This window comes from Mesorhizobium sp. M1A.F.Ca.IN.020.03.2.1 (assembly GCF_004023205.1).
GTDB lineage: Bacteria > Pseudomonadota > Alphaproteobacteria > Rhizobiales > Rhizobiaceae > Mesorhizobium.
Window position 1 is genome coordinate 1 of sequence record NZ_RZSV01000364.1, and the last position, 3,756, is coordinate 3,756.

The window sequence follows — 3,756 nt, forward strand, 5'->3', positions numbered from 1 at the left end:
CCGTGGGTGCGAATGTTGCCGATTGCCGCGGCAACGTTCGCACCCACGGTGACGGAGGCAACGTCATCAGGCGACGGATTGTCGGATCCTAGTGGGCACCACCGCGATATCCGCCTCGACCACCGTCAACGCCTCGTTGATCTGATTGATCAAGCCGAGGTGGCACTCGATGGCGGCGCGCTCAAGGAGCAGCATGAGTTAACACCTACTCCTAGCGCCGCTCCTGGAGTCCTATTTCCGCCGGCGCCTGACGAAGCAGCGCAATGCGACTCCCGCGACCGTGGCCAGCTATCGCGATGCCTTGCGCATGCTGATCCTCTTTGCCGCCGCCCGATTGCGGAAGAAGCCGGGGGCGTTGGCGCTCGAAGAGCTGATCGAGATCTCGTTCTCGCTTTTCTCGACGAACTCGAGGAGAAGCGGAACAATTCCGTCACCACGCGCAACGCCCGCTTGGCCGCGATCCGATCTTTCTTCCGCCACGTCGCTGCCGCCGACCCGGCATCCTTCGGCGTCGCCCAACGCGTGCTGACGATTCCCATTAAACGGACGCACATTGACGTGACGTACCACCTCACCACGGCCGAAGTGGACACCCTCATCGCGGCGCCAGATCCAAAGACGCCCCGTGGTCGGCGCGACCGAGCCTTTCTGCTCTTTCTTGGCACGAACCGGCGCCCGGCCTCCGAAGCCACCGGCGTCAACGCAAACGACCTTCAGTTGGAGCGGCCGCACCCACAAGTGCTGCTGCGCGGCAAAGGGCGTAGAGACCGCGTCGTCCCCATTGCTAAGGACCCGGCTGCGGGCGCTGACATCCTTGTTGAGCGAGCGCGGGATCGCCCATCACGAGCCGCGACCGATATTCCTCGGCGCCCGCAACGAGCGCCGGGCCTACCAGACCGGCTTTGGCCGACAAGCCCATATCGCCGCACATCTTCCGGCACTCCCTCGCCATGAAGCTTCTCCAGTCCGGCGTGGACCTTTTGACGATCCAAGCCTGGCTCGGGCATGCACGGGTCGCCACGACCCACCGCTATGCCACAGCGGATGTAGAGATGATGCGCAATGGACTCGAGAAGGCGGGCGTCACCGGCGATCACGGCGTGCGTTTCCGACCAAATGACTCCGTTCTGCAACTGCTGAACTCCATCTGAATGTTTATGTGGCGGAGGCAAGCTGGGTTTGGCCGGTCCGAAGGGGTCAGGGCGGCTCCGCCACATAATCTCGCCCGACGCATAAATGCGGATCCCGGCCCAATGTCTCCTGAACCTGCAGAGCGAGACGCTGCATTCCGCGACGCATATCGGTCCGGCCCACCGCCAACCAGATCCGCACCTGGCTCGGGACCGGGATCATGAAACGCCCCGCGCCTTCACCATCGCCGCTGCCAGTGTTGGCGGCGTGGTCAGTGGAATCCGCAGCCGCACCTTGCCGGCGACGTCCAGCTCGATCACCACTGGCGGCGGGAGCGGCTGGGCGCGTTCGTCAAGAACGTCTTCAGTTGCCGGCTGCCCGGTCTCAGGTCGAAACAGCTCGTTGCGCCAGTATCGGCTGCTGGGCGCGACGCTGTTCGCTGTGTCACAGGAAGAAAGGAAGGTCACCTTGGAGCTCAGGTCAGCCGCCCCTCGGGCTTTTTGCCTATGGCGGCAAAGGGCTCAAGCAAGCCCGAGCTTTTTCCTGAGCTCGGCGTTTTCTTTCCGGAGCCGGTCAGCGAGGAGCTTCTTCAGACGGGCGTTCTCTTCTTCAAGCTTCACAAGATCCTTGAGCTCATCGCTCTGTGTTGTCTGCCCAGCAGCCCTTTTCCAGTGATAGTACGTCTGTTCCGATATTCCAGCGTTCTGAACGGCTGCCTTGATACTCTCTCCCCGTCCGATCTGCTTCTCGATCTCGCCGAGCTTCTGGGCACGCTCGTTCTCAGAGTAATTTCTCCGCGCTGCCCGGACTGTAGGCGAAGCGATCGCTTTAGATGAAGACGCCTGAAGAGCCGAGCTGGCGGCTCTGGTTCGTATAGCACCTGCGCGCTGCGCGGTCCGCTTCCGCGTCTTCGGCGCCTTTGTATCGGGTGTCTGTTCCTTCACGGGCACCTCGCCTGCTGCCTGGGTTGCCTCAGTTTCCTTAAGGTTGGACATCAGAAACTCCCTGCGATTTCAAACATCTATTCTAGCACGCAGCATCTAGAACTTATGGGCTTTGTCAACTGCGGCCACAAAACCGTGCTCGCCAATGTCGCCGTCCGACGCGTTAACATGATGCCAGTAACTGCGGCAATGCAATCGGTTCGCAATCCGCAACAAAGAGTATCGGCTGGATGTGCACGACGCCCCAGTCTCTGAAACAGCGTAGCCGCCCGGTAAGAGCCGCTTTCAGTCTGCCTTAGAAACAAGGTGGTCGGTCGCCACTCCCGCGCATACTATCCGTCTACTCTTGCTCCTCGCACGGCGCCAGGTCCTCGTCATCGATGCCGGGCAGCGTCGCAGCGGCTAAGCCAGCCACTCGCATTGCTCCCTGACAGGATGGTGCCGATCCTGCTGAGATCGCATGCTGGCGCGACGTTGCTTTGCGGCCACCGTCGCGCCTGCCCGTGAACTGTTCGCGCCTGTGCTCATGCTCGCCTTGACACCCTCGATGGGTCCATCCGGGATGGTCAACCATCCCGAACATAGCGGGCAGGCGGGCATCTTCACCAGCAGTCTCTGTGTCGCTCTCGTGGCGGCAAACAAGATCGAGGCTGGCGGGGTGATGATCAACGGTCCTCGAACCATCGATTTTGATCGCGGTGGCCGTTCAGTGTGTTCAAACACGAGGCGCCGTTAGACGGCACCGCAGCATCATAGCGAAGTGCCATGCAGGACGACTCCCTGCAGCATCGTCTCGCGCAGCCAAACACTTGCCGGATCACTGTTGTGAACGGCCGGACGTTTGACGGCCTGTGACGCGAAAAGGCAGCGGAAGATCTAGCATTTATGGGGGAAATGTTTTTTCGGAGTGCTTGACCCGCAGGAAGGGCATGACTGCCTATCGCCCGACCCGGCAAGGCCGCACTCATGACCGGCTGGGCTCGGATCCTGCATGCCGCGCCCGTGAGGTTACTTGTCGGAAGTGCGTCGAGCACAACGACGAGATGTAGTTCACGATCTTTGAAACGCGTGGTCAACTATCCAAAGTGTGGATGCCTTTCATCGAAACAAACGATTTCATCAATGTTGTGGAATCCTGCATGGGCAGAAGCACCTGACGCACACCGATGCCCCACTGCCTCATGGCGTGGCGAGCGTCTTAAGAACTGCCCGAAAGGAGAACTTTCATGCGCTCTACCGGGCAGTGGAGTGCTGGGAAAGGGAGTTGCAACTGACCGGCCATGTCAACTGTCCGACTTCTTCCGAGCCTATGGACAGACTGGGAACCTTCCACGCAAAGCCATTCGAAAGCGGCCGCAGTTGGGCCGGCGCGAGACCGGAAGCCCGCGCAATCGGCTACGACGCGCACGGTGTAGCGGCTCACATCGTCATACTGCACCTACGCCACACACCGGCCGGACCTGATCCGGCTTTATGAGCATTGGGCTTTGTCAGTCGCACAAGCGTGATGGCTTTCGCGACGCGGCGCGCCTCAGGAACTGAGCCGCGGGTCCGGGTCGAAACGCGGGAAAGAAAGACAGGAAACAGAATGGCCGATCAATTCGCAACGGACGTCATTGCCCTGATCAAGAAACGCGCCGAGTCGGAGAGCGGTGAGGGAATGCCTGCGTCATTCGTCGGC

General features: G+C 60.9%; 7 protein-coding genes and 1 pseudogene. 3 read left to right on the forward strand and 5 right to left on the reverse strand.

Annotated elements, in window-relative coordinates; all coding sequences use genetic code 11:
- Positions 1-66: 66 nt before the first annotated feature.
- Positions 67-195 (reverse strand): hypothetical protein, encoded by a 129-nt coding sequence (locus tag EOA79_RS34195; RefSeq protein WP_259980032.1) that lies wholly within the window; start codon positions 193-195, stop codon positions 67-69.
- A gap of 93 nt (positions 196-288) precedes the next feature.
- A complete protein-coding gene (locus EOA79_RS33940; protein WP_245466780.1) occupies positions 289-732 on the reverse strand; it encodes a hypothetical protein in 444 nt (147 codons plus the stop codon).
- Positions 733-902: 170 nt separating this feature from the next.
- Between EOA79_RS33940 and EOA79_RS33945 the strand changes: the two genes are divergently transcribed.
- A complete protein-coding gene (locus EOA79_RS33945; RefSeq protein ID WP_236372574.1) occupies positions 903-1,151 on the forward strand; it encodes a tyrosine-type recombinase/integrase in 249 nt (82 codons plus the stop codon).
- A 46-nt stretch (positions 1,152-1,197) separates the two neighbouring features.
- On the opposite strand, the gene tnpB is transcribed toward EOA79_RS33945, so the two are convergent.
- Genes tnpB through EOA79_RS30610 form a run of 3 tightly spaced genes read right to left on the reverse strand, consistent with a single transcriptional unit; the run spans position 1,198 to position 2,126 of the window.
- A complete protein-coding gene (gene tnpB / locus EOA79_RS34200) occupies positions 1,198-1,353 on the reverse strand; it encodes an IS66 family insertion sequence element accessory protein TnpB (protein ID WP_084831567.1) in 156 nt (51 codons plus the stop codon).
- On the reverse strand, positions 1,350-1,598 hold the full coding sequence (locus EOA79_RS33950; protein WP_236473611.1) for a transposase: 249 nt from the start codon (positions 1,596-1,598) through the stop codon (positions 1,350-1,352). The genes tnpB and EOA79_RS33950 overlap by 4 nt, the downstream gene beginning before the upstream one ends.
- Positions 1,599-1,652: 54 nt before the next feature.
- Positions 1,653-2,126: a transposase gene (locus EOA79_RS30610; RefSeq protein WP_091600632.1), complete on the reverse strand. Its 474-nt coding sequence runs from the start codon at positions 2,124-2,126 to the stop codon at positions 1,653-1,655.
- Positions 2,127-2,535: 409 nt separating this feature from the next.
- Between EOA79_RS30610 and EOA79_RS30615 the strand changes: the two genes are divergently transcribed.
- Together EOA79_RS30615 and EOA79_RS30620 are read left to right on the forward strand one after the other, a co-directional pair.
- Positions 2,536-2,811 carry a hypothetical protein gene (locus EOA79_RS30615; protein WP_091600633.1) on the forward strand — a complete coding sequence of 92 codons (276 nt, stop codon included), beginning with the start codon at positions 2,536-2,538 and terminating at the stop codon, positions 2,809-2,811.
- A 573-nt stretch (positions 2,812-3,384) separates the two neighbouring features.
- Positions 3,385-3,510 (forward strand): annotated as a pseudogene (locus tag EOA79_RS30620) (acyltransferase); the annotation flags it as partial.
- Positions 3,511-3,756 lie beyond the last annotated feature (246 nt).